Raw genomic sequence first — 5,567 nt, 5'->3', positions numbered from 1 at the left:
AAATCAGCCAGGGACCGGGACTCGGTACCTGGAGACCGCAGAACTATGGTGGCAAATTTTACGGTCCGTCAACGCTGCGCACAGGGGTGGAGCTGTCGCGTAACGTCATGACAGTGCGACTGGCGCAGGACATGGGCATGCCGCTTGTGGCCGAATATGCGAAGCGGTTCGGTATCTATGACAATATGCTGCCGGTGCTTTCCATGTCTCTCGGGGCCGGGGAAACCACTGTTCTGAGATTGACCACCGCATATGCGACGATTGCCAATGGTGGACGGAAAGTGCGTCCGACCCTTATCGACCGGATTCAGGACCGGTATGGCCGTACGATCTACAAGCATGACAGCCGTATTTGCGATGGCTGCACGCAGGATGTCTGGGAAGGGCAGGGTGAACCCACCCTGATTGATGACCGCGAACAGGTTCTGGACCCGATGACCGCCTATCAGATCACATCCATGATGGAAGGGGTTGTCCAACGTGGTACAGCGACCTCGGTCCGGGCTGTCGGTCGTCCGGTTGCCGGTAAAACCGGTACCACAAACGATGAAAAAGACGCCTGGTTCATGGGCTTTACCCCTGATCTCGCGGTTGGAGTTTTTGTCGGGTATGACAATCCGAAGCCAATGGGGCGCGGAGCAACGGGTGGTCAGGTGGCAGCACCGATTTTCACCGACTTCGTCAAGAAAGCGCTGGCGGACAAACCTCCGGTGGAGTTCCGCGTGCCGCGCGGCCTGCAGCTGATTGCCATCAACCGACGTACAGGGCTTCGAGCCGCTGCCGGGACACCTGGTGCAATTCTTGAAGCTTTCAAGCCGGGAATGGCGCCTAACGACAGCTATTCGATCATCGATTTTCAGGGGTCTCTGGGCGTTTCACACTCTGTCTCGCCTGAAGCTCAAGATGCTGTCACCGCGGGTACAGGCGGTCTTTACTGACCGTCTTTGACACTGCCACGGCCGGAGTGCAATCCATCGCCATTAACATGGTTTACACTGATTGCGGGCCCGGCTAAGGTCCCGCTCCAATTCACGGCCCGGTCACTCGAATACGAGCCCGGGCCGCTTCGCATTATTTGAGAGAGGTATCCGATGCGCGCCGAAATGGAAGCGATCGTCGATGAAATCAAGCAGGCCATAAGCCTGCTGAGGAGGCATCTTTGACTGGGATCAGGCTCTTGTCCGGCTGGAAGAACTGAATGCCCTCTCTGAAGATCCGGAATTGTGGAATGATCCGACGAAAGCGCAAAAACTCATGCGTGAACGTCAGCAGCTTGATGACGGGATAAACGGTGTCAAAAGGCTTGAACAGGATCTGTCCGACAACATCGAGCTGATCGAACTTGGCGAAATGGAGGATGATGCCTCCGTTGTTGCTGATGCCGAAGACGCTTTGCGCGGCCTCAAAGAGAAGGTCAATCAGCTTCAGCTCAACTCTCTGCTCTCGGGTGAGGCGGACGGAAACGACACTTACCTTGAGATCAATTCCGGTGCAGGCGGTACGGAAAGCCAGGACTGGGCATCCATGCTGCTGCGCATGTACCGCCGTTGGGCCGAAAAGCGTGGCTTCAAGGTTGAAGTGCTTGAATATCACGATGGCGAAGAGGCGGGCATCAAGTCCGCGACGCTGTTGATCAAGGGTGAAAATGCCTATGGCTGGCTGAAGACCGAATCCGGTGTTCACCGCCTGGTGCGTATTTCGCCCTATGACAGCAACGCTCGTCGTCATACGAGTTTTTCGAGTGCGTGGGTCTATCCGGTGATCGATGATTCCATTGATATCGACATCAACGAGAGTGATTGTCGGATCGACACGTACCGGGCCTCCGGAGCGGGAGGCCAGCACGTCAATACGACCGATTCGGCTGTCCGCATTACTCACCAGCCGACCGGGATTGTCGTGCAATGTCAGTCGGAACGCTCGCAGCACAAGAACCGGGCGACGGCCTGGGGCATGTTGAAGGCGCGTCTTTATGAGGCTGAACTCAAAAAGCGTGAAGAAGCTGCCAATGCCGAAGCGGCCTCAAAGACCGATATTGGTTGGGGCCATCAGATCCGGTCTTATGTCTTGCAACCTTATCAGCTCGTCAAGGATCTGCGTACGGGTGTTGAAAGCACGTCGCCTGGCGATGTCCTGGATGGGGGGCTCGACAAGTTCATGGAAGCAGCGCTCGCGCAACGTGTCTTTGGCGGTGACGACGTTGAAGTCGAGGATATTGAGTAAGCACGACTGTTTTTCAGTACTGTGAAATGACTGACGGGGCCGAGAGGCCCCGTTTTGTTTAGAGTGACAAGGCTGTCAGTTTTTCTCCGGCTGACAAGAAAGCTGCCGGATTCCTGGGCTTGTCTTTCCTTCGGATCTCATAATGGAGATGCGGGCCGGTCGAGCGGCCTGTTGAGCCTACATTGCCGATCAGGTCGCCAGCGAGCACGTGATCTCCTTCACTGATCTGAATTCGGCTCAGGTGTGCATAGCGGGTCACAAAACCGTTGGCATGTCGAATTTCGATCATCTTGCCGTAGCCGCCATTACGTCCGGCGCTTATGACCGTGCCGGGTGCTGTTGCATAGACCCGGGATCCGTAAGGTGCTTTGAAATCGATACCCGTGTGCATCGCGAGACGTTTCAAGAAGGGGTCGACACGCGGGCCGTAGCTGCTCGAGACAGACCCGTTTCGGACGGGCCGCTTGATCGGCAAGCGCAATGCGGCAAACTTCACCCGGCGAAGTGTTTTCAGAGCGCTGTCTGCGCGCCTGATGCGATCGGGAAAGGTTTCAGTAGAAATTGGATGAAACGGGCCGCCGATGGAAGCCTTTTTCAGCAAGGCGGCATTCAAGGCCGGCATGACCTTAAGCGTTACCCCGAGGATTTCCTCTATACGGCTTTCCGTGGCAACGGTAATGGCATCGACCGCGACCGTGCTTTCAACATCCATTGCACTGATGTCGCTTTTGACAGCGTCTAATGCGGCGTTCTTTTCAGAGTTTTTTTTTAAGTCCTCAGTCGAGCCGTTTTCGTGAACATCCGGATTCTGTAAAACGGACAAGGGATCGAATGTTTTGCTGGAACCATCTCTTAGACCCAGAGCCTTGACCGGTTCATCGATCAACTCGCTTTCGCCGCCAATTGCAGATTTGTCGTCCGAATCATGGGAGGCAAGGTTTCTGGCATCAATGGAAGGTTTTTGCTGTGGCGTAGGTTGATCACCGCTCAGGTAGATGCCAACGCTTTCCGCTCGTGCCACAAGGTCAGCGACGATCGCGTGCCGCTGATTGAGATCCTGCTGTCTGCGCAGAACGTCCATGACCTGTATTTCGACCGTTTCACGATCAACGATCTGGCGGCTTGTCAGGTTTTCAATTTCGGTTCGGAGACGATCGATATGGTCCTGGTACTCCAGTACCAGCTCGGTTTTTTCGGCGCTGGCTTCCGCAATAATGTCATTGCGAAGCATGTAGTAGCCAATAGTACCTGAGACAGCCAGGGTTGCCGATATGCAGGCGAGGGCGCCGCAAATCAGGTGCATGGGCCGGACGTTATAAGTCGTCGTCTGTTCGCCTCTACCCAAGGCCGAATGGTGCGGCGATGTCTTGGAGGTTTGGCGAATACGCGTCTTGTTTTGGCGCTGTTGCATGTTCACTCAGTCGCTGCCTGCATTCTGCGAATTAACTGAGTATGATTAGAATTTGGTAAGGTTAATAAATCGTCTTCATGGAGCCTGAAATTAACCGGTAAGACGCGCGAGAGGCTTGTAAAAACCAGGGGTTAAGCCAGCTTCGGAGCGTGCCCGATCATTAAAGGGCGGTTTCAATGCACCTCTGAAGTGGCGGCGCACGTAGTCTTGAAAGGCTGGTTCTGGCCTGATTCTCTGTCGATCACACAAAAACCGGAACCATTTGGCGCCAAACGCCACGTGATTCTTTTCATCCCGATAGATGATTTCAAGGCACTTGACTGTGTCGGCGTCGCCGATCTGGCGGGCCTTTTCAATCATCGGCGGAGTTATGTCCAATCCGCGCGCCTCAAGGACAAGGGGGATGATTGCCAACCGTGCCGCCAGATCATGCCCTGTATCCTGTGCAGCTTGCCAGAGACCGTCATGGGCGGGCATATCACCATACGCTGCATCCAGTTTGGCAAGCCGATCCTGCAGCATCGAAAAGTGTTTGGCTTCCTCCAGACCGACCCTGACCCAGTCGTCGTAGTATGAGCGGGGCAAGCGAACATGGGCAAAGCGGCCAACAAGATCCCAGGTCAGATCCACGGCATTCAATTCAATGTGGGCAAGGGAGTGTATCAGCGCGAGTCGGCCTGCCTTTCCGGTGAGACTGCGTTTAGGCATGTCCCTCGGGGCCAGAAGCAACGGTTTGCCAGGCCGGCCGGGACGGTCCGGCATCTGGCCGTCCTTCGACGGAGAGCCCAACGCAAGATCCCGTTGAAACCAGGCTTTGGAGATGGCAAATGCCAATCGAACCTTCTCCGAAGTGTCCGGAGTTGAAACTATGGCACGTGCTCCTGACACAAGACTTGTTGGCAAGGGAGATATAGAGGCGGAGGGCATTTTTGAACACTTCAGCTCGGTCGTCGGTGTTGGGGCTATAGTTTGCTGACAGCCTCAAGCACAGCTTCAGCATGACCGGGTACTTTCACTTTGCGCCAGATCTGCGCAATTTTCCCTTCTGCGTCCACCAGAAAGGTTGACCGTTCCACACCCATGTACTTTTTGCCATACATGGATTTTTCCACCCAGACCCCATATGCTTGCGCCACTTTTGTTTCGGTATCTGCCCCAAGACGAACGGTGAGATTGTGTTTCGCAACGAAATTATCGTGTTTCTTTGCGCTATCAGGCGACAAACCGATGATCGTCACGCCGAGTTTTTGGAACTCTGCAATCAATTCTGAAAATGCAATGGCTTCTTTGGTGCAGCCGGGTGTGTTGTCCTTGGGGTAAAAATACACGACCACAGGGCTTCCCTTTAAAGCCTCAAGCGACACTCTTCCTCCGCCGTCGCTCTCCAGATCAAATTCCGGTGCCGCATCACCAATGGCCAATTCGTTCATCTTGCCTTCCTTCTGTCAAAGTTTGTGCGTTAATGCCCTTTGCCGACCGCTTCGCCACGTGCAGCTGTCGCTTTTACCGCAGCTTTCGACGTATCATAGGTCGCACCGCGACTCGTTCAACGCTGCGTGAAACAAACACGACGACTAGTCCCGGAAAACCATATAGCCTGTCTTAGAGCATTCAGGCGGAAGAATGGACTGATTTAATTGCATAAACCCGGCGGAGCAGAACCGAGAAAGGCCAAGGACAAAAAGTCGAGGCGTTTTCGCCTGAGATACTTTGTACTGGTGTTTCTTGTATGTCTGCTGGCAGGACTGCTGGCTCTGTTTGCGAGTGGGCCGGTCCGCATTCCCATGCTTGGCAGTCTGCTCGCTTATCAGGGGACGCGAGGACCGGTGGAACTCTCGGTCGCACGCGCCAGTGTCGATTTTACTGCTGCCGCCGGAATTAACATCATTCTTGAGGATGCGCGGGCAGACATCAAGGGCGCTTCTCCTGTGAG

6 protein-coding genes are annotated in these 5,567 nt (G+C 54.7%); 3 read left to right on the top strand and 3 right to left on the bottom strand.

Features of this window, described 5'->3' with window-relative positions:
- Together K5905_RS26430 and prfB are read left to right on the top strand one after the other, a co-directional pair.
- On the top strand, positions 1-938 hold a 938-nt coding region (locus K5905_RS26430; RefSeq protein ID WP_297589801.1), incomplete at its 5' end, for a penicillin-binding transpeptidase domain-containing protein.
- Positions 939-1,091: 153 nt separating this feature from the next.
- Positions 1,092-2,223, top strand: a protein-coding gene (gene prfB, locus K5905_RS26425; RefSeq protein WP_297589799.1) for a peptide chain release factor 2 whose coding sequence is annotated in 2 segments (ribosomal slippage) — positions 1,092-1,160 and positions 1,162-2,223 — 1,131 coding nt in all. Because the reading frame shifts where the segments join, the coding sequence is not laid out codon by codon here.
- A 58-nt stretch (positions 2,224-2,281) separates the two neighbouring features.
- Here the strand turns inward: prfB and K5905_RS26420 are convergent.
- The 3 genes from K5905_RS26420 to bcp all read right to left on the bottom strand — a co-directional run bounded on the left by K5905_RS26420 (position 2,282) and on the right by bcp (position 5,064).
- Complete coding sequence (locus tag K5905_RS26420) at positions 2,282-3,634, bottom strand: M23 family metallopeptidase (protein WP_297589796.1); 1,353 nt, start codon at positions 3,632-3,634, stop codon at positions 2,282-2,284.
- Between the two features lie 90 nt (positions 3,635-3,724).
- A complete protein-coding gene (locus K5905_RS26415; protein ID WP_297589793.1) occupies positions 3,725-4,561 on the bottom strand; it encodes a ferritin-like domain-containing protein in 837 nt (278 codons plus the stop codon).
- Between the two features lie 35 nt (positions 4,562-4,596).
- A complete protein-coding gene (bcp, locus tag K5905_RS26410) occupies positions 4,597-5,064 on the bottom strand; it encodes a thioredoxin-dependent thiol peroxidase (RefSeq protein WP_297589791.1) in 468 nt (155 codons plus the stop codon).
- Between the two features lie 207 nt (positions 5,065-5,271).
- On the opposite strand from bcp, the gene K5905_RS26405 reads away from it, so the two are divergent.
- A partial coding sequence (locus K5905_RS26405) for a hypothetical protein (protein ID WP_297589788.1) occupies positions 5,272-5,567 on the top strand: 296 nt, incomplete at its 3' end.

The organism is Roseibium sp. (assembly GCF_025698965.1).
Classification (GTDB): Bacteria; Pseudomonadota; Alphaproteobacteria; order Rhizobiales; family Stappiaceae; genus Roseibium.
The sequence above is the reverse complement of the archived record's forward strand: the minus strand, read 5'-3'. Positions and strand labels throughout refer to the sequence as shown.